Source organism: Bythopirellula sp. (genome assembly GCF_041737835.1).
Lineage (GTDB): Bacteria > Planctomycetota > Planctomycetia > Pirellulales > Lacipirellulaceae > Bythopirellula.
This window is the reverse complement of sequence record NZ_JBGSQY010000021.1, coordinates 207,787-231,732: the sequence shown is the minus strand read 5'-3', so window position 1 is coordinate 231,732 and position 23,946 is coordinate 207,787. Positions and strand designations below refer to the sequence as shown.

Here is a 23,946-nt window from a genome sequence, read left to right as displayed (position 1 = left end):
GTATTTCTCGTGCGGAAAATAGACTTAAGTATTGTGGAAAACAAACACATACTTGCCCGACTAGGGCAAGCTTCGAGCTGGCTTGGCATCGCGAAATACAGGGATCTGCCTTTAGATTACGTCTTCGGGAGAGGGAAGACCATCTCACACCGAGCCGGATTTGTTCATCACCGGAGAGTCGTTCATGATCATGCTTTCGTCGAGGATCGTGTCCGGTCGTACGCGGGCATGCAAGGAATCCCAATCGACTTCGAGCGTGCCGTCGGTGGATTCGTGCTGCTTGGCCCAATTCATGAGGAGCTCTAAACAGGCGTGATCGATGTAGTCGAGATGCTTGAAATCGACTCTCAAATCGGTGCCTTCAGGAATCTTCTCCAAGGCGGCGGCAAGTTTCGGAAGCCGTAAGAATGTTGCCGAACCGTAGAGCTTCAGCACGGCCACACCATGCTCTTGTTTGGGCATTTGCAACTTAATCTTCAGGTGCGTGAATGTGTAAAGAAGCTTGAGCGCCGACAGCCCGATGCCCGTCAGGACGCCGGTAAGCAGATCGGTGAACACGATCATGGAAACGGTGACGGCGTAGATACCCACCTCGCCCCACCCGAATTTTCTTAGCTCAACAAGCGCCTTGACGTTGACCAATTTGTAGCCGGTGTAAACAAGCATCGCGGCGAGGCTTGAGGTTGGAATCAGCCGCAGTAGAAAACTGAGAAAACAAACAAACACCAACAGCCACGCCCCGTGCATGATTGCCGAAAGTCGCGTTTGTCCCCCTGCCTGGATGTTGGCCGAGCTTCGCACGATGACGCCCGTCATGGGGAGCGCACCAAACAAACCGCAGGTGGCATTTCCAAAGCCTTGCGCGAACAACTCGCGGTCGTAGGCGGTGCGCTGGTCGGGCTTCATCTGATCGACGGCCGTGCAGCACAGCAATGTTTCAGCACTGGCGACCGCCGCCAGAAGCAAAGCAGCTTTAAGCAACTCAACCCAAGGTGCATTGCTCATTAATTCCCAAGAAGGAATGCGGATATCATTGGCGAGATTGTCGGGGACTTCGACATAAAACACCGGAACGATTAAGAACGTCGCCAGAAGTGTCGCGGCCACAACGGCCACAAGCGGAGCGGGCAACACTTTGAGCGTGGTCGGGGCGAACGCTTGCCAGAGCACAATGACAAGAATCGTGAAAATCCCCAGCAACGCCGCGGAGTTGTGATTCTTGAGGTTCCCCAACAAGTTTTCCAGCGACAACCGAAATTCCTGTTGAGCCTCGATCGCCGTGGTGAGATTCTGGCCTTCCAGTGAAGAAATCGCATTGCGGCCCTGTGTAAGGGCTTCTTGAGCGGCCAGAATAATTTCTTGAGCGCGGTCTGTTTCGGGGGCCTTCTGTTCGAACTCGATCAATTGTTGTTCGAGTTTTTCAAATTGATTGACCAGCCCCTTTTCTTGCGGAATCAACGAATTGATATCGGCTGAAATGTCGGGAGACAATTCCGTTGGCACTTCGCTGCCGTCATGCGGCAGGTGCTCGGCCAACTGTTCCTGAATGTTGACCTGCTGGCGATGCAACTCGCCGACGCTACGCAGCATTTCGGTATGAACTTCCCGGACTTCGCGTGGCAAGGGCTTGGGGAGTTCCGCGCTTTTCCAAATTGCCGCAGGGATCGTGGCCAGATTCTCTGCCCCGCTGCCGCTCGGTTTGTCGTCGATCATGACGTGGAATTGGCTGGCTAGAATCAAAAAGCCAATTCCCGCGAGCATGCCTTGAATCACGGCCGGCGACACGGCGCGGAACCATTGCCCCAATCGCATCACCCCGGCGAGCATCTGCATGACACCCGCCAGCAGCACAACGAGCCCCAGCATTTCCAGACCGTGGTGCTGGATGATTTCATAGACAATCACCGTAAGGCCCGCGGCAGGTCCGCTGACTTGCAAGGGGCAGCCAGCGATCGTGCCGACGAGCAATCCGCCGACGATACCGGTAATTAAACCGGCGGCAACCGGGGCCCCCGAAGCGATTGCGATGCCCATGCATAAGGGAAGCGCGACCAGGAAGACGACAACCGAAGCGAGCAAATCGCTTTTGAACGTCGACTTCTTAAGACCAACCGAATTAGAGCTCATTGTGTTCATGACACAATATTCTAGCTTTTTTGCTGGCTGCCGCCTAAAGAAAGCGGCAAAATTCGCACTAAGCAGCGTCTTCGGCTAGTTCACTCTCTAAGTAAGTTTCCTGCCGACCGCTGCGTGCCTGCTGGATAGCATATTTGGGTTTGGCCTTAAACAAGCTAATGATGCCTAGCATCAAGTAAAAAGCACTAATCACCAGGAAAGCACTCAATGTGGTTTCTGAGGTGGTCAGTACATTCACAACATAGCCAATCAAACCTAGAACTAAGCACCCCGCCGCGGCTCCGAAACACATTTGCGATTCCGCGGAGAGGGCCGAAAGTCCTGCGATGCTGGACGCCTGATTCTTATTAGGTTTCATATATTTATTGCCTCGTTTATTTTAATTGAATCAATAATCAAACCGCCCCGCCTCAGATTGCCGGCAAATGGACGTGCATGTCACTCGTGTCGGTAAAGACCTCTTCAATCGTCAAGAATTGACCATGCTCGGGCTCGTAGGCAAAGACTTGTCCCGATTCGAACTTGTAGACCCAGCCATGAATCTTGAGATCGCCGCGCATCATAGCGGCGGCGACGGAAGGATGGGTGCGTAGGTTCTCAAGCTGGACGAGCACGTTTTCTTCCACCGCCGCTGTCAGCTTGGCCTGAGCGTTGTCAATGTGCGAATAGTTTTCCTTAATAATTCGCGCGGTGGCTTCGGCGTGGCAGAGCCAATCCTTAACCGCCGGCAGGCCCTCGGTGGAACTGGGGTCCAAGATGGCACCCATGGCACCACAAAGCGAGTGGCCGCAGATAATAATGTCCTTCACTTTGAGCACGCTTACGGCGTACTCGATCGTGGCGGCCTCTCCGCCGCGAACGGCGCCGTAGGGAGGCACGATGTTCCCAGCGTTCCGCATGATGAACAGCTCGCCGGGATCAGTTTGTGTGAGCAAATTTGGATTAATGCGCGAATCGCTACAAGTAATGAACAGAGCGATCGGGTGTTGCCCTTTGCTCAAGCGTTCAAACAGCCGCTTTTGATCGGCGAACGCAATGTTTTGGAACTGATGAATTCCCTGAATCAACTTCTGCATCGTGAAAGCTCCGAAAGAAGCAAGGTCGATTGTGCGACCTGCCAACACTGGGGAGATGAAAAACCTTGGCGAATTGTTGCGCTACAACAAAAAATGGCCGACAGAAGAAACCGAGCCGCACACCGCGAATGTAGCCCTCTCACTGAGAGACACAACCAGCGCGCAACCATCAGATACTTAACAGCGCAACGGGGCGAGAAGTTCATGAGACAGCCTATGCCCCGTGAGTGGAACAGCCTGCTGCCTGGGAAGAGCCGAATAAAGGGCATCTATGGATAAAAGACTGGGAGAAGTCCACAGCAGGCGAATACGGACGAGACGAGTTTCGAGGCAAACGACCGCTTCCGTGCATGATTCCTTCGACTCGACGGGAGTCGTGGGAGCTTCGGTACTCTCACTGCCCATCACGGGGCCGGACGCTAACAAAACTGCTAGCAAGCAGAGATTGCCGACGGCAATCCGCACGAATGCTAACAATCTTAGTATTGTCGAACGTCGACCCATCGAGTGCTATCTTCCCACTTTTATCAGAAAAGTCTGCCTAACAGTCCTAGTATCGGTCATTGGCCCTTGGGCGTCCAGCGAGAAAGCGCGGTTCCTAGCTATTAAAGCATAGCTTTCGCAGCACCTTGCCGGGACCCAAAATTCACTGCGTCCAAGCCTGTTCTGGCACAAATTCCGACTCATCTGTTACCGATCCGACAGGCGGCCTTTCACAGCCGCCAAATAGAATTGTTGCCAATCACATGGGCTGATATGAAATACCAATCCTCGTATTCGCGCAAAACTCCGAAAATTTGCCTATGTTGCCAACAAGTCACTTTATCCGTGGCTTCACGCTGTTCGCTACGACTCTGGTCTTGGGTTGGTTCGCTGCCAGTACAAAAATCTTGTTGTATGCTCAGAATTCCACAGACATAACGGCCACTGAAGTCCGTGACACGATTCATCGGGCTGTTGAGTTCCTCAAGCTCCATCAAGAGGCGGATGGCACTTGGCCCGAACGACCGGTCTACGGTGGCGGACTCACGCCACTCTGCACGCTCGCCCTCTTGCACGCGGGTTGTCCCGTTACAGATGGCGCGGTGACCAGAGCGCTCGATCATTTGGAGGGTTTCGAGCCTTACTCGACCTACACCGCTTCGCTCCAAACGATGGTCTTCTGCGTGGCCGACGCTGAAAAGTATCGCCCCCTGATCGAGCGGAATGTTCGCTTCCTGGAATCGACTCAGCACAAAAGCGGGGAGAGCGCAGGGATGTGGTCGATTCCGCGTGTCGGCACCCCCGAGCACACCGACAACTCCATGACACACATGGCGATGCTCGCCCTGTACGAAGCCGAGCGATTCGGCGTGCCGGCCAATGATGAAACGTGGCGGTTGGCTAGAGAATATTGGCAACGATATCAAAATCCCGATGGATCGTGGGGCTGGGGACCCGAGTATCCTGGCTCTGGGAGCATGACTTGCGCGGGAATTGCCTCGCTCGTGAACTCGGCCCGCGTGCTGGGAACGGCCGACGCCGAGGTGATCGGTGATGAGATTAACTGCTGCACCATACCTGTGGCTGACGAACACGTCGATCAAGCGTTTGCCTGGCTCACGAGAAACTTTACCGTCAATCGCAATCCGGGCACACGTTTTTGGTTGTCCTATTATCTCTACAGCCTCGAACGCGCTGGCCGCATCACTTCGCGGCGATTCATCGGCGATCACGATCGGTATCGCGAGGGAACTCGGATGCTCGTCAATTTGCAATCGCCCGACGGCTCTTGGCCATCGGATCTCGATGAAGAGGAGCTTGATGATCCACTTGTTTCCACGAGTTTCAATCTGATGTTCCTCAGCAAGGGGCGCTGGCCCGTGTTGTTGGGTGAGTTAAAACATCAGCCTGACAACGATTGGCGACATCATCGCAACGCACTTTTTAATCTTGTGAACAAGGTGGAAATCGCGTGGGAACAACCCCTTTCTTATCAGACCGTGGACATTGCCACGGCTACAGTGGAGGATCTAATGGAATCTCCCGTGCTTTACATGACAGGAAAGACCGCGCCCGATCTCAGTGACAAGGACATCAAAAAACTCCGGCAGTATATCGACCGCGGAGGATTTTTGTTTGCGCACCCCTCGTGTGACGGTGGAGAATTTGACTCCGGCTTTAGAGCTTTAGTGAAACGGATCTTTCCCGATTCGCCATTGCGTTTGCTCTCGCCTCAGCACCCCGCCTGGTATGCAGAAGCAAAACTCGATGCCCGCTTTTTGCGGGAACTGTGGGGTGTTGATACAAGCTGTCGCACGGCTGTTTTCTATTCGCAGCACGACTTGGCCTGCTCGTGGGAGCTGGCTCGCTCGACTCGCGTGAATCAGTATTCGCCCGAAGTACTGGGACGCATCGATCACGATGTTGCGATGGCGATGAATATCTTGGCGTATTGCACGAACCGTGAAGTGAAATTTAAAAATCCCGCCGTACCAACCATGACGGCAAGTGATGAACCCCACACATTTGATCGCGATCGTGTTTACATCGCAAATGTCCTTCATCCGGGGGGATGCGATGCCGCCCCAGGTGCCTTGCGACAACTCTTGCAACTAGCCACGGAAGAACTCGGGATTCACAGCAATACCGTGCAACATGATGTCCGGCTGACCAACCCGGATTTATTTAAGTATTCTCTGCTGTTTATGCATGGCCGCACAAGTTTTGAACTGACCTCTGCCGAACGTAAACAACTGAGAATTTTTCTGGAACGTGGTGGTACGTTGCTGGCTGACTCGGTTTGCTCGAGCGAAGAGTTTACCGATTCGTTCCGGCGCGAAATGTTGCTAATCTCACGCAACCCTCTTTTGGAACGCATCCCCCCCAATGACGTTGTATTCACCAGCAAGTTTGGGGGGTTCGAGATCGACAAAGTTTCCCGGCGGCGGCCGCATGTGGGAGATGCTCCTACCACGTCGCAAATCTTTCGTACCCAGCCCGATATTGAAGGTCTGATGCTGGATGGCCGCTGGGCAGTGTTCTTCTCACCCTACGATTTGAGCTGCGCGCTCGAAAGCTGTGATCCCGTGGAATGTGCCGGTTATACCCGCGAGGACGCAGCCCGGTTGGCCCTCAACATTCTCCTCTATTCCTTAGAACACGAATAATCTGTCGCACGATAGGCAGATTGGGGTTCCGGATTTCGGCTCGGAACCTTGAAACCGTGTTTTTTTCCGCGGCACGGTTATAATGAAGGCCGGAACAATTCTTGAGAGGATGCCGTGCCCACGCTCAGCGCACCTATCAATTCGCAGCCTGTCGACGCTCGCTCGACCAAACGGTACGAGGCGCTCCCTCCTTGGCTATTGTCGACCGCCATTCACATGGTGCTGGTGATCATTCTGGGGATGATCCAGATTGGTATTACCCCCGGCAATAATCTTAATCTGTTATTCTCTCCCACCGAAAGTCTGAACGACGTCGAAGCGGATACCACGGGCTTGGCGGATCTGGATGTCAATCTCGAAGCGAATCCTGAATCGTTCTCAACGGTCGACGATGTTGCCGCACCCTTGGCATCCGCAGAGTTACTCACGGACCTTGAGGGTGATTTTCAGAATCTCGTTTCCGCGGAAAGTGGAGCCCCCTCGCTCATCCCTGGGTTGGGTGAAGGCACGCTAGGCAAAGGCCCAGGTGGGACGGGCACCACAAGCTTGTTTGGTCTCGCCGGCGAGGGCGGCAAGTTTGTGTATGTCTTTGACCGCTCGGAAAGCATGAACTCGGTCTTCAGCTTGTACTCGGCACAGCAGATACTCGCGACGATTACGCCGCTCAAGTCAGCAAAAATGGAGATGGCACGCAGCTTAAACGCGCTCTCGAAGGCCAATGAGTTTCAGATTGTGTTTTACAACGACTTGGTGGAAATCTTTGGCGAAAGCCATGATGAAAAGAAGCTCTATCGCGCCACAGCAGACAACAAGCAGCGCGCCAACGAGTACATCGAAAGCATACCCGGCGAGGGATTTACCAATCACTTGCTAGCGCTCGAAACGGCCATGACGCTCGATCCTGACGTGATTTTCATGTTGACCGACGGCGAAGCCAAAGATGATCTGCATCCCAACATGGTGCGGAAGATTGTCAAGTTCTGCAAACGCCGCAACATCGTCATTAACATTGTTCACTTCTGTCAGGCGCCGCGCGACAATTGCACGCTCGTGGGTCTGGCCGAAAAAACCGGCGGGCAGCATGTTTTCATCAGCCTCGAAAGCCTGGCCGAGGCGTTGATCAATCCGGTCGCGCTGTAGTAAAAAACGCGGCCAAGTGGGATTTAACCACTTGGCCGCGTATCATTCTTTATTCCAAGCTAAAAAATTCTTAAGCTTGGGCGGGAGTCGGCTCGGGCAGCTTTTCGGTCACTTGACGCAGACCAAGCGCCAAGGCAACCCAGGCCCAACCATTGAAGATCAGATCGATGCCGATGAACAAACCAATCACCCAGAGACCCGAGGCGGGCCACTGCTTATAGATCAATAAGCCCAAGACGAACGTCACCACGCCGTTGAGCAGCACCCAGCCTGAACCGGCAAAACGCTCGGCCACGGCAAACACGACGCGAAAGATACCGCTGATCATCAGGAAGATGGACATCAACAAAGTCAATTCAATCGCTGCATTGAGCGGTTGGTCGATGATGATGAATCCTACCAAAATGTAAAGCACACCCACTAGCAAGTGCAACAACATGCCGCTCCAGCGTCCGACCCAGAACGAGTTGATAACTTCACCGATACCGCCGGCAAGCAAAAAGAAGCCAAACAACCAGGTGGCGGTCACTGTCACGGTGGCAATACATGACCAACTGATGGCGATGGTGCCCAAGATGAGCATGGCGACGCCCAGGGCCATAAACCACTTCCAATACTTACGAAGCAAACCCTTTTCATGAGAAAGAAGGTCGACAATGGGCGAGGTGGTAAAACCGTTCATGGTAATGTTCAGCCTTGTACGAATGGAATTGAAGCTACGGCGGGAGTCTCCCCAGCACTTCCGCACGAGAAGCACTGGTCAAGTGTAGCTCAATTCTGTGAACGGTTTACAAGACTGTGTCACCAAACGGCATGGGTTAAACCTTGAATTGCAGGCATTTGCCGACGCTTGTCCGACAAGAACAATCGGTATAAGCGTGCAAACGAGCGCATTCGTTCGCAGAATCGTTCCACGAGTTACGGCCCCGCCGTCTCGACCGCCACAAGGCCAACGTCGATATATTGGCCCCCATGCGTCTGATGACAATGCACTGCCAGGACATTCCCCGTGGGGCGCAAGGTTTTCGCTGCCGCCTCTGAGATAGGAAAGCAAAAATATCCATTCGAGTGGCCCGAAATCTCCGCGGCCAACACGCCATTGATAAGCACTTTGGCGTCTTCGTCATTATGGATATAGAGCAAGAGCTGGCCGGCTGGCTTTTCGGAAAGATCGAATCCTCGCCGCATCCAGATGTCGTTGGTGTTCCAGAGTGTGCCCACGACGGCACCCGGAGTGTGCGGAGTACCAAAACCTGATGGCCCTTCGCTCCATGCGGAGTCGTCGTATTCCAAGTCCGTCCAAGAGCTATGGGGCTCGGCCGTCGTAAAGCGCCATTGGGCCGCTTGCGAATCGGCGGCAGGCACAGTCGAAGTCATCTTCGGTGGCGTGGGTAATGGCGCGTAATCTCCCACCTTCGTTTGACCAAAAGCGGACCATTTTTTCCACAGGTCGTCATCGTAAAGCAGCTTCATGAATACGCCCCCCACGACGGGTCGGGCAGTGAAGCCAACCTTCTTGGCATCGTGCGTGTGGTACCAATCAGTCATCGGCGACTTGTCGGGCGTTTCTTGCAAAAACTCAAAGACTGGCTGCACGAGTGCCGTGAAGTCGTCCTGATTCTCCGTCAATGTCGCCGACCATAATATCCAATCAAGCTTGGTGTAGGTGCTGCGATTGTCCAAAGGCAAACCATATTGATTTTGAACCTTAAGATAGTAATCCATCTCTTTGCGGCGAACGCTCTCGGGAAACAAATCGAGACCCAGCACACGGTCCCACACGAGATTGTATTTCTGGCTCCAGCTCTCGGGATTATCGAACGTCAGACGATAATGGTCGCCGGCATCCGCTTCAGCCATCCAACGTTCCGCAAAGTCGCGTGCAAGTTGGCGATATTCCTCAGCAACTTGTTCTTCGCCTCGCATTTCGCAAAGTTTTGCATAGGCGCCCAAACCGCAAATCGATTTGGCCGAAAGATTCACGTTGTGAGCCAAATGTCCGGCGAAATCATCGGTACACAATTGATTTTCGGGATCAAACCCTTTGCTCTTCAAGTACTCGGCCCAAGTGGTGAGCCTGTCCCAATAGCGATTGGCAAATCCGGGATGTCCTTCAACCTGAGCAACCGCCGCCACAAGGATCAGCACGTTGCCGCACTCTTCCACGGGCATTTGATTGTCTTCGGTCTTTTCGCCACCGCCATAAACTTGGCCGTTGGCCATCGGATAAGTACCGATGTCATGCGGAGCAAACGGAAACTTCCAGCGATCACTCGCGGCGTATTCCATATAAGGAACGAGAAACGACTTGGCCAATGCCGGCCCAAACAACAGAAATTGAGGCGACATCGGATAGAACACGTCGGCGGTCGCGATGCATCCATTCGAGTGATTTTCTTTGCTAAACTGAAGCGGCTGGCCGTTGGCATCGGCGACGAACTTGCCCGCGGCAAAGCATTGCCGATATGCGAGTGCCGCGATTTGCGCGTATTCCGTACCGCCAGACTTCTCTAAGTCGTGCATGAGCTCCGCATCGAACTCATCGCATCGTTTCATCAAGTCGGCATAGTTGGCAGCCGATTCTTTCAACAAACCGGCAGCGTCAAGTCCGTTCCGCCGCCAGTAGGGACGTAACTTGTTGTGCATGAACTCGATGGAATAGAGATCATCGTAAGCCAGCATCAACCAACGCCGTACTGGCTCATCGCGGACCTGACCACAGTCGATCACAAGACCGGCTGCCACGCCTTCCGCAGGGCGCGGATCGGTGGATTCGCTCGCAGGCAGCTTCCCAGCTTGCTCAAATTCAGTAGCTAACGACTGTTCTTTGCCGAAAGCTTCGGAGGTCACTGATTCCTGAGGCGCGGCCAAATAGAGATAACCCCAATCAATGCGACGATCGTCTCCCTTGGTGGCCAGCACGGGTTGTTGCTCGGAGCCGATCCGCTGCACGGCGAGGCCCGGCACGTCATCCTTGGCATACACAATAGCCTGTTTGGGTATATTGACGGCCAATTCGGCTGAGGCCGAGAAAAAGATTTCGAGCTGATGCTGCTCACCATCATTAGACTGCACGTCGTAAGTAACATAAGTGACGGGCCGCGAGAGCGTGTCGATGTCGTCGGGCAAGAGGGGCGTTGTAAAGGTCAGGGTGAGATCAATTCCGCCACCGGCAAATTCATAAATACTTTGCGTGGGTGTGATCGTGAGTTCGGTCTGTTCCAACACCGATGTTTTTTCCGACGTGGTTCCCATCACGCGGAACACTTTTCCGTCGATGCGCACCAATGACACGAGTCGATGGGGTTTGCCCGTCCAATGAGTCGTATCAGCGGCGTTGAGCTTGGGTCCAGGCGACCAAATACTGAAATATGGATCGCAAGCCACCAGCGGCGTCGCAGGGGGGACCAATTTTGCATGCCGGGAGATTGGCGTGTTTGTTTCAGCACTGGTCGTGCCAGCGAAACAAAACAGACAAGCCAATGCGAATAACATATTTTTAACGAACAATCGAACTTTCATCTTTGCTCCGAACGTAAATCTTAAAACCAATGCGCGCAGCATCTCCCTTGAAGACAGGCCGCCTTCATTTTTTTGCCTGTCTATTCTGGGCGGGGGACGCCGGTTATAGAAAAATCAATCGTCTGATCACCCGGCATGATCTCGACTTGCTTGCTGTTGCCTTCCGCATCTTCGGCGATGTAGTCGGCGGGTTCCATTCCATCAGCCCATTGCTTACCGGCCTGTCTGGCCTCCTCAGCTTTTTTGTAGGCTTCTTCCGAACTCATGTAATGGTCAATTTCTTTCGTGCCAAACACCACGACCATTTTTGTCCCTGGCGTCACCTTATCGGCAGCTTCATACTTTCCGTCTTTGATTCGTGCACCGAACGACTGACCTGTGCCATCTGTCGGTCGGAAGGAAATCGTACCCTTTTTAACCGGTTCACCGTTGTAAGTAACGGAACCACTAACAGTTGTTGCTTTCTCGCCACAGCCAACAAGAAGCACCAGTATCAAAGGGCAAATCGCAGTGATTTTGATCTTATTAATTACACGCATATCATGAATATCCATCCGTACTAATCGGAAATTAACGCGCATTATCAGCGAAGCGCCCTGTGCCTAGAGCGCGCCATAATGCTGTATCTGTATCATCACTCGCAAAGGTCACTGAACCATCGGTCATGGCAGCATTCACACCTCCCGGATGATAGCTTCGTGCGTACACCATGGCACGATCACCACCAGGTGCGGTCGCACCCGGGTGCCCTTGGAACGAGTCGCAATTGTCGGGGTATTGCTCATCGAGCAAGTCTTCATGCGGGCAGGGCCCAACAAGTCGATCAAGTTCGGAGGTATTGGGAGGATAAAAAGCGGAAAACATTGATCCACCCATGTTCCCATAGATCATGGATCCGATAGGGCCTCCCCAACCAGGGATAAAGGGCGAAAGGCCTTCCGAAATGAGCAATGTAGATGATGTCCCATCACTAATCTCCGCCAATTTTGCGCCCCGCAAAAACTTCTGTGGGTTGGATGTATCTTTCTTAACCCCTAGTGAGCCCAGCAAATCTCCAGGCATAGGTAAAGGGAGAAACGATGTATTGTCCTGGCGATTTCCATACATGTCGCTACCACCCACGCAACCTCGGTAATTACCACGTAACGTGCCAAACTCCAGAGTGTCCAGTTCATTGGCAATTGGCGTTTGATCACTCGGACAATAGAACAGCGATATGGGCGTCGTGCGGGCAGTCCGCATTCGTTCGTCATTGCCAATAGGTCCATTGCTACTTGGCGCACCTGCGGTGGGCGCTCCCCAAGATTGATTAGGCAAAGTCCAATACATGTCGTAGACCGCTTGCTGTTCGATAAACGGCAAGATGTACTCCGTCCAAGTGTAGCTATCCCAATAATTGAACTTTCTTCCGGGAGGAAGATGTTTGTTCGTTGATTCGTAATTAAGGCAAGCTAACGCTAAGTTTTTGATATTGTTTGTGCACGACGACCGACGCGCCGCCTCGCGTGCCGCTTGTACGGCGGGGAGCAACAATGCCACCAACACGCCGATAATCGCAATCACCACCAGTAGTTCCACGAGAGTAAAACCACGAGACTGCCACCCGGAATTCTGACGTTTCATGATTTAATCCTTTTGTCCATAACTCGCAGCCTGTTGACTGCTCCACGGACTAGCGGCAGCGCTAGTCCGTGGTTCGTCAAATAATCTTAGGCATCGAGTTTCAACATATACTGACCATCCCAGAGGTTGGTCTTACGCCCCTACCAATCTGCCCCGTGCGGAAACCACAACGGCACCCGCAATCGACAATAGAATCACTGTGGTTGGCTCAGGCACAGCGGTGGCATTGGCTGTCAACGCACCTCCGTTGTAAGCCGCCTGCCAAACCGCCAAGCTACCGACACTGGGGTTACGCTGCCACAGTAGGAAGTCGCGACCAGTGACGGCACCATCACCGTTGAAATCCCCTGGCAAGCTGGCCGAAAGATATTCAACAAGCCCGCCCGCGAGGGACCCGCCGTTGTAACCGAAGCTGAACTCCAGATCGCCATCGTTGCCTGCACCAAAGATGGACGTATTGAAGGCATTACCCAAGATGATTTCAGCACCGGCGGGAATGATCGAACCTTCTTCACGCAAGAATTGTTCGACCAACTGATTGGCGTTGCTCCCACCAGCTTGGTCCCAACCTTCACCAGGCGAGTTGCCAGCCACTCCGCCGACGTCTGGGCCGTCAATAGCATCGAAATTGCGATCATCCAGACTCTGTGTCCAACCCGCTACACTCAGAGCGCCGCCATCGCTGACGATCTCATAAAAGTCGATGTTCACATCAAAGCTAACGTCGTTGCGGAGGGTGATTTGGCCGCTCGTGGTGTCGACTTCAATCGACAGAGGAGAACGGTTCAAAAATTCTGTCGGAGTTAACGCGCTGTTCGAGATGCGCACTTCATCGATGAAACCGTAAGCCCGGTCACCGTGACCTCCGTTGAACAAACCGCGCCCCACCGACCAACTACCGGCATCCCAGTCACCACCGTCGGTCGTACCTACAGCCAAACGGGGATCAGCACTCACGATCGGGGAAGAGGCAACTAGTTTGTTGTTCACGTACAACTTCACGTCAGTGCCGTCGCTGACGCCCACCAAGTGATACCAATCGGCATTGAGTCCGTCGGGATCGCTTCCAAAGTTGTAGCCGACAGCTAACCCCGGGGCAGAAACGGCTTGGTGAACATTGCCTGCCACGTCCGTAAAAAGAAACTTGATGCTGTTATCCGGCTGAGCCTGCAAATAGAGAGCTGCCAAGGCTCCCTCGCCGGTAGCGACATTTTGCGCATCGCGTCCCACCACCGTGCGATGGCCGCCGTTTTCGAATTTCCAGCTTGCTTCGACGGTAAACGTCGAAGGGGTCATCGTGTCGATGTTCACCCCCGTGGGGTTGCTCACAGCGGCCTTGGTAAACATGCCCGGTCCGCCACCGGTGTTCTTGACGCTCAAGTTGTTGGCTGCTCCCGTGCCAGCCACAACCGGCGCAGAAACATCGTCGCGATAGGCATAGCCGCAACAACCACCGGTGTTCCAGGTGGAAAGGTGATTGCCATTACCTGAAACGTCTAATATATCTGCCGAAAACGTGTTGTCGGCACCGGCAATGTGGGTGACGTCGGTCCCCGTTGTGCCGTCTTCAAAGCGCCAATAAGCAACGGTATCTGCGTAGGATGCGTTCGCCGTGGCCAACGCCGTCATGAGTCCCAGAATCCAAAGTTTCATATTCATCTGCGTCATCTCCCTCAGAGGTTTGTGTTTTCTTTTTGCGGCATTCTAGTTGCCGTTGAGGTGTTTATATTAAAAAAGGATTGATTAGGTTACTTGCGACGAGCACTCAGCATCAGCGATGCGAATAGTATGAGAACCATGCTACTGGGTTCAGGCACGGAAGTGAAAAGTGCGTTGAAACCACTCAAGCCGTTCGCAGCGATATAGTCGCTTTTGAACAACTGGAAGTCTTGGTAATCGTTGTCGAGATCGCCATCGAGGTCGCCCTTGAGATAAGCGCCAACAGCCGACTGACTCGACAAGTCGGCATAGCTGTTCTGCACAAACGTCGTCCAGTCAGCAGCGTTGATCGAGCCATCACCGTTAAGGTCGCTACGATCAACCTCCGAGCCGATGTATTGAACGAGCCCCGTTCCTGTCGAGTTGTCACCCAGCGTAAAACTAAACGTGAGGTCCTCAATGGGAGTTTCTTGCCAAGGCGTGCCGATGCTCCACGAGGCATTGCCATTGATCGTGCCGCCATCGGTCGTGCCACCAGTGACCGACTCAGCGATACTCAAAGTCGTTAGCGATTGGGTCGTCCAAGTCCCGTTATTGTCGAACAAATTGCCAGTATCGATTGATGACCAAGAAAGCGGATCGAGAGCACCTCCAGCGGAACCAATCGTGTAACCCTTTAAAACGATATTGCCTAATGTTTCGTTCTTAATTGAAATCGCGCCCGTGTCCCGATTCACAATCAATACCGGTAGCGGAGCAGGGTCGGGGACGGAAGCTGCAATTTCCGCAGGAGTCATCGCCGAGTCATGTACACGGAACTCATCGATAAAACCATCGAATAGTCCATCACCCCACTGTGAGCGTCCTAACCAATTGTTGTTGTCGAGCATCGAATCAATAAAGGGACGTATCTCCGCTGAAACAGGGGCTCCATTATTGAGATAGAGCTTGGTCGTTCCATTCGGCCCGGCGGTGCTATCGAAAATATCAAACGTCATCACGACGTGATGCTTTTGGTTGAGAGCCAACGGAGTTGGGCTGCCAATAATCGGAGTTTCTTCCGGATCACCTGCGGCCGCTTTGGTCGTTGCGCGAAAGTCATTGAAGCCCCCTCCCGACTTGGGAATCAAGGCAACATAGTCGGAATCAGCACCTCCCCCTGAAACACCTTCGCCGCCATCGCTCGTGCCAAAGGTGAACACTTCGGCCCAATCGTGGTGCTGTTGCACGGAGAACCAAATTTCCAGCGATGCCTGGCCAAAGACGCCATTGTTGACCGCACTCGTAAAGATGCCGTTGGGTAGATCGACAAAAGCTCCCACGGTTGCCGGGTTATTAAAATCTTGACCCGAACCCGCACCGTTGTTAGCAGACAGATTGATGGTGCCACCGGTGAAGCTTGAAATTCCGGTGTTATCAACCACGGTGCCATTCATACCACCGACGCTGTCGGCCGCGCTTCCATTGTTGAAGGTGTACTTATTGACCACCGCCGCGTGAAGCGAAAGCGGCCAGGATACGATCAGGCAAGCCACGCTTGCCCGCCATAAGTTCCGACCGAACGTCGTCTGAGAAGAGTGAAACATAGGTCCTCCTGGAACAAAAATGTCTTGCAACTTGAGTCTGAGTAAATTTGCGATTCTTAATTCTATAAGTTGAATACTTATCGCTTGGGGGCCGACCGCCGTCCCAACAAGCAACTTGCCAATCCGAGCATCAATAAGGCCGACGTAGGTTCGGGTACGCCCATGAGCATTGCCTCAAATGCACCCAACCCATTGGCCTCATTAAAATCTGCTTTGAAAACTTGAAAGTCTTCGTAGTCGCTAACTCCATCACCGTTCAAATCCCCCAATCCGTACGCCTCCGCGGGGCTCAATCCTGCGAGATTTGTATAACTCGAAGCTATAAATGCGGCCCAATCATCGGCACTGATCTCTCCATCAAAGTCGAGATCGCTCCGTTCAAATGGGTCGCCATTATTGCCCGTGTAAGAGACGTTGATATTCACAAGTCCGCCGCCACTGGCCATGAATGTGGCTTGGATATCCTCGGTAGGAGACTGAATCCAACCATTACCTGGCGAGAAGGTTATGCTCTGCCCAGCGGCCAGAGTGCCAAAGTCGCCGGTTGTTGCTTCAGTGAAAAGCGTGTTGTCGCCAGCGCCCGAAGTGATCGACCAGTTATTGTTGCCATCAACATCGCCGTTTCCTGACAAATCATAATTGCCCGTGATGGGCGTGAGAGCATTGGGATTAAGTCCGCCAAAGGCGCTGCTCATACTCAGCGACGTGAGATTCACAGGTGCACTCGTGTTATTGACCAACGTCATCGCACCACTGGCCCGATCAACCAACAATTCAACCGCCGATGACGAAATCGGTGTGATGCGAAAGATTTCCCCCTGTCCCAAGGGCGGGAAGAAACTATTGCCGAACTTAATGATGTAGAGGTTGCCCGAGTTGTCCTCGGCAAAGGAGGTGACGAACTGAATATTCGCGCCACCGGCCACTTCCGATTCAAAGGCCGTCGTGTGATTCACAATGTCGGTCATGTTCGTACCGTCAAACGCCGCAGGATTTGTGTTCGAATTGAATGACCCTGAATAAACATTTCCATTTAGGTAATCGGAAAAGAAATAGCGTCCTTGAAGCTCTGGGATTGCTCCTCGGTACACATAACCGCCAGTAATCGATTGCCCTGATATCAGTGAAGGATGCGGCAATGGTTGTCCGCCGTGGGCATAGTCAAAAATCGGATTGATGTCGCTCGGTGAACCTTGACCGGGATTGAGTTCGATGGTTCCCTCGCGATCAGTCCAACCGAAGTCAAGCACGGGGGCGGAGGTGTTGGCCAGATGGCTCGATGAGATGAAATTGACTTCTTCAGCCGTATTGAAACCGACGTCGGCGATGTAGAAATCACCAGTCAGTCGATCAAAAGACGATCGATAAGGATTACGCAACCCTCGCGCGACAACATCCACCCCCGCGTGAGTAGGACCTGTCGCCGGCGTGGGATAACTCTCATTCAAATCGACCTTCATCAACTTCCCATACGGAGAGTTGAGACTTTCGATCAATGCGGGATCAAAACCGGGGGAATCGGCTTGTGTGCCGCCATCACCCGTTGTGACAAAGAGTTCCGAGTTGTTGCCATTCGGGCGGAAATGGACTTGGTTAATCGTGTGAAACACGTTCTCCAAGCTGTTGTACTGCAGCAAACGCCGCTGCATTTGAGGTGTGCCGCTGACGACTTTGTATTCGTCAAGTGCATTGACGCCACTGACGTTGGAAGTCACGTAGAACAAGCTATTCGTTTGATAATCAGGATGGAACGTCATCCCCAACAGCCCACCATCGGAAAAAATACTTCCTGTCAGGTCAAGAAAAGTGTTGAATGTATGCGTCTGTAAGTTGTAGCGACGTATTTTGCCGAGCGAATTTCCCGAGTCGCTGCGTTCAACGATATAAAGCGAGTCGTTCTCGCCAGGGGCCTGAGTGAGGTACATCGGCTGATTCAAGCCACCCACAACTCGCTCGACTGTGTAATCCGCATGCGCTTGGTCGATCAATACACAGGTCGCCAGCAAGCTGAAAGTAAGCCGTGAAAAGTTTAAAAATTTTGTGCTGATAGCCATGATGCCTATTTCTGTATTGAGTTGGATCCTTTGCCGAGCCTGCAGCCAATCTGCCCAATCAGCCGACAGGACTCGGCAGAGAATCCCTGATAACCAATCTCTATCTTTCAGTACTTGTGTTAATTGCCGCGGCGAATTCTTGTCAGCCCGAACACGCTTCCCAGCAGCAATAGGGCCGCTGATCCCGGTTCAGGGACACCCAAGAACTCACTTGGCGACAGTGCGTGGTCCGAGATGCGAACTTCATCGATAAAGCCGTATGCGCGATCACCATGCCCGCCGTTGTACAAACCACGTCCAACACTCCAACTGCCGGCATCCCAGTCACCACCATCGTCAGTACCGACTGCTAGTCGTGGATCGGAATTTACAATCGGCGAGGAAGCAACCAGCGCACCATTCACATACAACTTGACGGTGTTGCCGTCACTCACCCCGGCAAGCTGATACCAATCGGCAAGCAAACCATCGGGATCGGTGGGGAAGTTGTAGCCGACAGCCAAGCCAGGTGCCGAGATAGCGGCATGGGTATTACCTGCCACATCGGTGAACTCGAACTTGATGCTGTTATCCGGCTGGGCTTGTAAATAAAGGGCGGCCAACGCGCCGTTGGAGGACGAAACATTCCGGGCGTCGCGTCCCACCACCGTACGATGGCCGCCGTTTTCGAACTTCCAGCTTGCTTCCACTGTGAAAGCCGAGGGGGTCATTGTGTCGATATTCACTCCCGAGGGATTGCTCACGGCGGCCTTGGTAAACATGCCTGGCCCGCCACCTGTATTTTTTACGCTCAATGTGTTTGCTGCTCCTGTACCAGGCACCACTGAAGAAGCAACATCCGCTCGATAGCCATAGCCGCAGCAGCCGCCGGTGTTCCAGGTCGAAAGGTGATTGCCATTGCCCGAAACGTCTAAAACATCTGCCGAAAAAGTGTTGTCTGACCCAGCAATATGCGTGACATCTGCCCCCGCCACGCCGTCTTCAAATCGCCAGTAAGCGACGGTTGCAGCATGCGTCGATTGAATGGCAACCAACGCCATCCCTATCCCAACGACCGCGAAAACAAAAGTTCGTTTCATCAGCATCTCCCAGTTGAAAAAGAAAAGAATAGGAAGAGAAGGTAGCCCTTAACTTCGCATACAAACACCGTTACTCACCTCTATTCGCCAGCCTACTCTTGTTCAAGCTCATAAACACACTCGCCACAACCAGTAACACCAATGTCGATGGTTCGGGTACGGCGAGATAAACAACTTCAAAAATCCGAAACGACGACGTTGATATCACGTCAGGAAATCCTCGCGTGTGTGGGCCATTTGTCATGATCCCACCGAAGATGTAACCCAAGGTCGCCGTGCTAACCAAGGCGTCGCGATCAATGACTCCATTCTCAAAGGCCGCAATCCCCTCAGCCAAAAAGAATTCTGCATTGGCGCCAAACCGCCATGCGTTGCCTTCTTCATCCAATATCTCTGGAAAATAGCCCATGTGATGTTGGCTATATTCGCCACTTGCGTTAATGGCCACGGAAGTCACATCGTTGACAAAAGGCATGTCGTTATCCGTTTCGACAACTCCTGTGAGCGGATCGACATACTGCAAACTAATGCCACCAAAGAGAAGCTCATGCATGTCGCCGGTGGCTTGCGAATACAATCCGAGTTTAGCCGAGTGATAGCCATTAAAGCCTTGCTTGAATGTTGAAAGATCACTAGGCGTAGCCATCGTTGGTACGCCGCTGGAATCAATTTCTACGGGAACAGTCCACACACCAAACGAGGTCGTGAACACACCCGACAAGGCCACAAGTCCTTCTTCCGTCCCTCCAAAACCATCGGGCGAGAGCACGGGAATCACGTTCAAGTCACGACGGCGATAAGAATTGTTGATGGGAGTTGAAGTTGCATTCTCAATCGCCAAATTCACCCCATCATCAACAATATCAAAGCTGCGTACCTGTCTGGTGTATGCCCCTTCGCTGCGAGGGCTGTACGGACCTTCAAAATCTTGTCCGAAAACAAGGTGCATTCGGCCACCCATCTCATACATGGCCCCTCCTGTGACCGAGACAATCGGATGGTCGACCTGCCGAATCGAATCCACTGCTTGTCCAGTGCCATCAATCACCCAATGAACCAAACCAGGTAGGTCAATGGCCGTCAACGTGTTGAAGGTTGTAAAGTTGTTGGCAGGATTCAAGCCGTAACCACCCGTCATGTAGAGAGTGTTGCCAACTTGCTCGAACTGGTTGTTTGTTGGCGTCAATGATGCGATTTGATTCGGAGATAAGCCTGAAACCGGATCATTCCCTGGCATGGCTGGATTACCTAAAGAGCGGTGCCAAGACTGCTTGGTCACGGGATCAATAACCCACACATCGCGATTCTGGCTTTCTGCAGGAAAACTATCTTCACCTGATGAATCAAGAGTGTGCACACCGTTCGTACGGCCAGCGATCATCACCCACTTGCCGTTGAAAGTTCCAGCCGCGTAAGAATGAAGCCCAGGCAAGTCAGCCGTACCGAAATCGAGTTCTTGAATTTTGATCCGATAGGGAAGCGTTCCACTTTGATCAATTGGAGTGAACGTGCTTGTTTGGTGCTGCCCACTTACAGACAGTGGAAAACCAAGCACACAAGCGCAGTACATGAAAAACCCAGCTATTTGCTGAGTTAGTCGTGTATGTGTTATGTGGCTCGGATTCGAATGCATGGATGATGTATTCAATGTTTCAGTTGCTTATGCCGTTAACTCGATTTCTACTGCTGACACGGTAGCCGCAGGAAATTTCCACCGACCGTTTTTTTCCAAAGAACGCTCACGGATCTGCATTACCTCGGAGCTATTCAACTCCGAAACTTCCACCATGGGATCATCCGAGATCTCGAAAGCTGTTGCTTTCGCAATCCCTCCCGCAGACAAGGTGAAATCCATCGCAATTTCTCGCGAACGGTTAGTATTTACCACGTGCAGGAACAACTTGTTATCCGAGCGACTGGCCACCACGTCTAAGTCGGATGGGGATGACGATACATCCACAGCATGCGTACCGATGTGATGCCGATACAGCTTCATCACACGCGCGACCGGCATCAGATAAGCCCGTCCATGAGGCACGGGAATCATGACTGCATTCACCTGCCAACGCGTGCCACAAAAATCCGCCGCCGTGGCGATCTTCAGCACGTCGCCATGACGCTGATGGTTGTTCAGAATGCGGCCATAAGCTACGCCCGTGGCCCAAGTCGACATCACATCGCAACGGTCGCGGCCTGGAATGGCAAAGTGGCATTCGGTCATCGCCAGCGGCATTTGATGTTCACCCAAGCTTGCGCGAACTTCGCGAATCTTGGCATCGTTCATTTTCCATGCCTGCATCAGGCAATCCCACGTGGCGGCAGGATCGCGACGATATCGTTCACCGCTCAAGACGTGTTCAGGGCGATCCGGGTTGAACATGTGATGGAAGGCGAGCATATCGAAATGCTCGCCAGCCCGCTCACACATGTCCTTGGCCCAACCTGAATCTCCCCACGCGATGACTTTGATCGAAGGGTCAACCGCACGCAACGCCCGAGAAAATTGGATCGTTTTCTCGATCGTGGTCGCCTGATCGAAACCTTGCGAATCGTAAGAGGTTTCATTCCCCAACTGCCAATAGGGGATGGTGAGCGGATCGCTGATACCGTGACTGCGGCGCTCGGCATTGTCAGGATCGTTGCAGTAGGCCACCCAATCCGCAGCCTCCTGCGCATCTGCCGTGCGGACATTGTCTTTAATTTTTTTGTATTGCTGTCGACCATCGGATTCAAAGTTGACGCACATCAACGGCTCGGCTTGCACCTGCCGGCAGAAATCGACGAACTCACCCGTGCCAATCTGATTCGATTCCAACCCGCCCCACATCAGGTTCGCCATCGTGGGACGCTTTTCACGAGGACCAACCCCTTCGCGCCAGCGGTAAAAGTCGCAAAAGATGCCGCCCCAGCGGACCATCGTGGGTGCCAGCTCACGAGTTACGTCGACCACGTCGCCACGCCAGCAATCATTACGGTGATCCCAAGCGGCCTCGACGGAACTGTCGGTGACTCCCAATGGTTCCATGAACTGCATATAAAGATGGGGCGAGAGTTCAAACCGTGGCGTAAGATCAACCCGTAACGCATCGGCCGTGGCGGGTGCATTCGCGCACGCTGATCCGGCCACCAGCCCAGCGGCACCGACCAGCACAGTTTTGACGGCATCACGACGATTCATGTGCATTGAGCAATGAATCGCTGCCTTGATGAAAAGGAGAAACAGACTTCCTGTACGGAAATACGCCAGGATGCCTGTGCCCACCTCCCAGGAGCAACGAATCCAAAGCCTCACCCAAATCCAATGACAATCAGGACAAGACAACGACAAGCGTGTCACGAAAAGTAGTTCGAACTAGAGATGCAGTGATAAGTGTGGATTTCTCTCCAGTCTTTTCTCATTGTGTTTGCATACGACAAGTTCAACAATGAGATTGATCGTCAATCTTATTGAGACATTTTACTCATACTTATTGAGTTTCTTTGTCATTCTGCTGGAAGCGGATTTTTACCACCCAGGCCTTGGGGTTATCGTCGAAATTATGCTATAATTCAAGCTGTATTTAATAACTACTCCTCATCGTCCCCTAGGCCAAGCTTGGCTTTTGATCCTTAACAGAGATACGAAACCGCCATCCTGATTGATATTTCTATCACTCACGATTGAGCTATTCAGCAGGTCTTGTGTGTTTTGTAGGACAATGGCTACCAGGCGTTTTTCTCGTCTAGAACCTCAATTACTGGAATCTTGTCGTGTCAAAAGCGCCTCGTGTAGCACTCGACGTTGAGACTTCGCTCGTCTACGGCCGAAGGATTTTGGAGGGAGTTTCGCGTTATCTGCGTGCCAATCGACCCTGGTCAATCTGCCTGGAGCAGCATGAACTAAGTGCCGATCCACTGGGTTTGTTAAAGCGTTGGAGCGGCGATGGGATCATTACCCGTAATGCCACTAAGGAATCGGTCAAACTGATGCGCCGTCGCCGGTTGGCCACAATTGATTTGGGCGATATCCATGCCCATTTGGGAGTTTTGCGGATTTTGTCAGCCGACATGGTGATCGGCCGGATGGCGGCCGAGCATCTGCTCGAACGGGGTTTTGAAAACTTTGCCTGCTGTGGTTTTGCCGGTGAATATTGGTCCCAGCGTCGCCGCGACGGCTTCATTACGGAAATTGGGCACAAAGGCTTCACAGGAAGCGTCTACGAATCGCCCCGGAGCGGTCAGCAAGCTTGGAAACGCGATCAAATTCAACTCGTCGAGTGGATCGCCTCGCTGAAGAAGCCACTTGGCATCTTTGCCACCAACGATCTCCGCGGCCAACACGTGCTGGATGCTTGCGCGCAACTCGATCTGGCCGTCCCCGAGCACGTGGCCGTTATCGGCGTTGATAATGACGAGATTGTCTGTGGCTTTTGTCAGCCACAACTGACAAGTATCATCCCCAACCCGGAACGTATCGGATACGAAGCGGCTGTCTGGCTCGATCGGTTGATGCAAGGGCAGAAACCGACCACACTAGAGATAGAGGTTCCCCCACAAGGAATCGCCGTGCGTCAGTCTTCGGATGTCTATGCCGTCTCGGATCCGACCGTGGCCTCGGCTTTGAGTTTTATTCGAGAACGGGCGTGTGAAGGCGTCACTGTGAATGACGTACTTGATTATGTGTCAGTTTCGCGAAGTTGGTTGGAGCGTAGTTTTCGCAAACTCGTGCGGCACTCCCCTCAGGCTGAAATTCGTGACGTGCAAATCAAGCGTTGCAAAGAACTTTTGCGGACAACGAACCTACCCTTGGATAAAATTGCTCAGTTGGCTGGATTTGAGCATCCTGAGTACATGAGTGTCGTTTTCAAACGCACCACAAAGGAAACACCCGGCAATTACAGAAAGCGCAACGGCGAGCACAATTGATGTAGAATCACATACAG

At 52.8% G+C, this 23,946-nt stretch carries 16 protein-coding genes; 3 read left to right on the top strand and 13 right to left on the bottom strand.

Annotation, left to right across the window (positions count from 1 at the left end):
* Nucleotides 1-144: 144 nt before the first annotated feature.
* The 3 genes from AC6T8Q_RS05660 to AC6T8Q_RS05650 form a co-directional block, all read right to left on the bottom strand.
* Nucleotides 145-2,127, bottom strand: coding sequence for a SulP family inorganic anion transporter (locus tag AC6T8Q_RS05660; protein WP_500678144.1), 1,983 nt, complete (start codon nt 2,125-2,127; stop codon nt 145-147).
* 67 nt (nt 2,128-2,194) lie between these two features.
* Entirely contained in the window at nt 2,195-2,494 is a 300-nt protein-coding gene (locus AC6T8Q_RS05655) for a hypothetical protein (RefSeq protein WP_500678143.1), read from the bottom strand.
* A gap of 52 nt (nt 2,495-2,546) precedes the next feature.
* Nucleotides 2,547-3,212, bottom strand: a complete 666-nt coding sequence (locus tag AC6T8Q_RS05650) for a carbonic anhydrase (RefSeq protein WP_500678142.1) — start codon at nt 3,210-3,212, stop codon at nt 2,547-2,549.
* A gap of 803 nt (nt 3,213-4,015) precedes the next feature.
* On the opposite strand from AC6T8Q_RS05650, the gene AC6T8Q_RS05645 reads away from it, so the two are divergent.
* Together AC6T8Q_RS05645 and AC6T8Q_RS05640 are read left to right on the top strand one after the other, a co-directional pair.
* A complete protein-coding gene (locus tag AC6T8Q_RS05645) occupies nt 4,016-6,361 on the top strand; it encodes a DUF4159 domain-containing protein (protein WP_500678141.1) in 2,346 nt (781 codons plus the stop codon).
* A gap of 114 nt (nt 6,362-6,475) precedes the next feature.
* Nucleotides 6,476-7,501 carry a vWA domain-containing protein gene (locus AC6T8Q_RS05640; protein ID WP_500678140.1) on the top strand — a complete coding sequence of 342 codons (1,026 nt, stop codon included), beginning with the start codon at nt 6,476-6,478 and terminating at the stop codon, nt 7,499-7,501.
* A 70-nt stretch (nt 7,502-7,571) separates the two neighbouring features.
* On the opposite strand, the gene AC6T8Q_RS05635 is transcribed toward AC6T8Q_RS05640, so the two are convergent.
* The 10 genes from AC6T8Q_RS05635 to AC6T8Q_RS05590 form a co-directional block, all read right to left on the bottom strand.
* Entirely contained in the window at nt 7,572-8,183 is a 612-nt protein-coding gene (locus AC6T8Q_RS05635; RefSeq protein ID WP_500678139.1) for an HdeD family acid-resistance protein, read from the bottom strand.
* Between the two features lie 236 nt (nt 8,184-8,419).
* On the bottom strand, nt 8,420-11,023 hold the full coding sequence (locus AC6T8Q_RS05630; protein ID WP_500678138.1) for a glutaminase family protein: 2,604 nt from the start codon (nt 11,021-11,023) through the stop codon (nt 8,420-8,422).
* A gap of 80 nt (nt 11,024-11,103) precedes the next feature.
* On the bottom strand, nt 11,104-11,577 hold the full coding sequence (locus tag AC6T8Q_RS05625) for a hypothetical protein (protein ID WP_500678137.1): 474 nt from the start codon (nt 11,575-11,577) through the stop codon (nt 11,104-11,106).
* 16 nt (nt 11,578-11,593) lie between these two features.
* Nucleotides 11,594-12,646, bottom strand: coding sequence for a DUF1559 family PulG-like putative transporter (locus AC6T8Q_RS05620; RefSeq protein WP_500678136.1), 1,053 nt, complete (start codon nt 12,644-12,646; stop codon nt 11,594-11,596).
* 132 nt (nt 12,647-12,778) lie between these two features.
* Nucleotides 12,779-14,305, bottom strand: a complete 1,527-nt coding sequence (locus AC6T8Q_RS05615; protein WP_500678135.1) for a LamG-like jellyroll fold domain-containing protein — start codon at nt 14,303-14,305, stop codon at nt 12,779-12,781.
* Nucleotides 14,306-14,394: 89 nt separating this feature from the next.
* Nucleotides 14,395-15,891 (bottom strand): LamG-like jellyroll fold domain-containing protein, encoded by a 1,497-nt coding sequence (locus AC6T8Q_RS05610; protein ID WP_500678134.1) that lies wholly within the window; start codon nt 15,889-15,891, stop codon nt 14,395-14,397.
* Nucleotides 15,892-15,968: 77 nt separating this feature from the next.
* On the bottom strand, nt 15,969-17,945 hold the full coding sequence (locus AC6T8Q_RS05605; RefSeq protein ID WP_500678133.1) for a PQQ-dependent sugar dehydrogenase: 1,977 nt from the start codon (nt 17,943-17,945) through the stop codon (nt 15,969-15,971).
* Nucleotides 17,946-18,064: 119 nt separating this feature from the next.
* Complete coding sequence (locus tag AC6T8Q_RS05600; RefSeq protein WP_500678132.1) at nt 18,065-19,024, bottom strand: LamG-like jellyroll fold domain-containing protein; 960 nt, start codon at nt 19,022-19,024, stop codon at nt 18,065-18,067.
* 70 nt (nt 19,025-19,094) lie between these two features.
* Complete coding sequence (locus tag AC6T8Q_RS05595; protein WP_500678131.1) at nt 19,095-20,594, bottom strand: PEP-CTERM sorting domain-containing protein; 1,500 nt, start codon at nt 20,592-20,594, stop codon at nt 19,095-19,097.
* A 90-nt stretch (nt 20,595-20,684) separates the two neighbouring features.
* Nucleotides 20,685-22,202: an alpha-L-arabinofuranosidase family protein gene (locus AC6T8Q_RS05590; protein ID WP_500678130.1), complete on the bottom strand. Its 1,518-nt coding sequence runs from the start codon at nt 22,200-22,202 to the stop codon at nt 20,685-20,687.
* A gap of 572 nt (nt 22,203-22,774) precedes the next feature.
* Between AC6T8Q_RS05590 and AC6T8Q_RS05585 the strand changes: the two genes are divergently transcribed.
* Complete coding sequence (locus AC6T8Q_RS05585) at nt 22,775-23,929, top strand: XylR family transcriptional regulator (RefSeq protein WP_496919528.1); 1,155 nt, start codon at nt 22,775-22,777, stop codon at nt 23,927-23,929.
* The last annotated feature ends 17 nt before the right edge of the window (nt 23,930-23,946 follow it).

Coding starts and splice junctions, on each gene's coding strand:
- AC6T8Q_RS05650 (WP_500678142.1), bottom strand. CDS start 3,212: ATGCAGAAGTTGATTCAGGGAATTCATCAGTTCCAAAACATTGCGTTC.
- AC6T8Q_RS05600 (WP_500678132.1), bottom strand. CDS start 19,024: ATGAAACGAACTTTTGTTTTCGCGGTCGTTGGGATAGGGATGGCGTTG.
- AC6T8Q_RS05620 (WP_500678136.1), bottom strand. CDS start 12,646: ATGAAACGTCAGAATTCCGGGTGGCAGTCTCGTGGTTTTACTCTCGTG.
- AC6T8Q_RS05630 (WP_500678138.1), bottom strand. CDS start 11,023: ATGAAAGTTCGATTGTTCGTTAAAAATATGTTATTCGCATTGGCTTGT.
- AC6T8Q_RS05590 (WP_500678130.1), bottom strand. CDS start 22,202: ATGAATCGTCGTGATGCCGTCAAAACTGTGCTGGTCGGTGCCGCTGGG.
- AC6T8Q_RS05625 (WP_500678137.1), bottom strand. CDS start 11,577: ATGGATATTCATGATATGCGTGTAATTAATAAGATCAAAATCACTGCG.
- AC6T8Q_RS05635 (WP_500678139.1), bottom strand. CDS start 8,183: ATGAACGGTTTTACCACCTCGCCCATTGTCGACCTTCTTTCTCATGAA.
- AC6T8Q_RS05655 (WP_500678143.1), bottom strand. CDS start 2,494: ATGAAACCTAATAAGAATCAGGCGTCCAGCATCGCAGGACTTTCGGCC.
- AC6T8Q_RS05605 (WP_500678133.1), bottom strand. CDS start 17,945: ATGGCTATCAGCACAAAATTTTTAAACTTTTCACGGCTTACTTTCAGC.
- AC6T8Q_RS05595 (WP_500678131.1), bottom strand. CDS start 20,594: ATGTACTGCGCTTGTGTGCTTGGTTTTCCACTGTCTGTAAGTGGGCAG.
- AC6T8Q_RS05610 (WP_500678134.1), bottom strand. CDS start 15,891: ATGTTTCACTCTTCTCAGACGACGTTCGGTCGGAACTTATGGCGGGCA.
- AC6T8Q_RS05615 (WP_500678135.1), bottom strand. CDS start 14,305: ATGAATATGAAACTTTGGATTCTGGGACTCATGACGGCGTTGGCCACG.
- AC6T8Q_RS05645 (WP_500678141.1), top strand. CDS start 4,016: ATGTTGCCAACAAGTCACTTTATCCGTGGCTTCACGCTGTTCGCTACG.
- AC6T8Q_RS05660 (WP_500678144.1), bottom strand. CDS start 2,127: ATGAGCTCTAATTCGGTTGGTCTTAAGAAGTCGACGTTCAAAAGCGAT.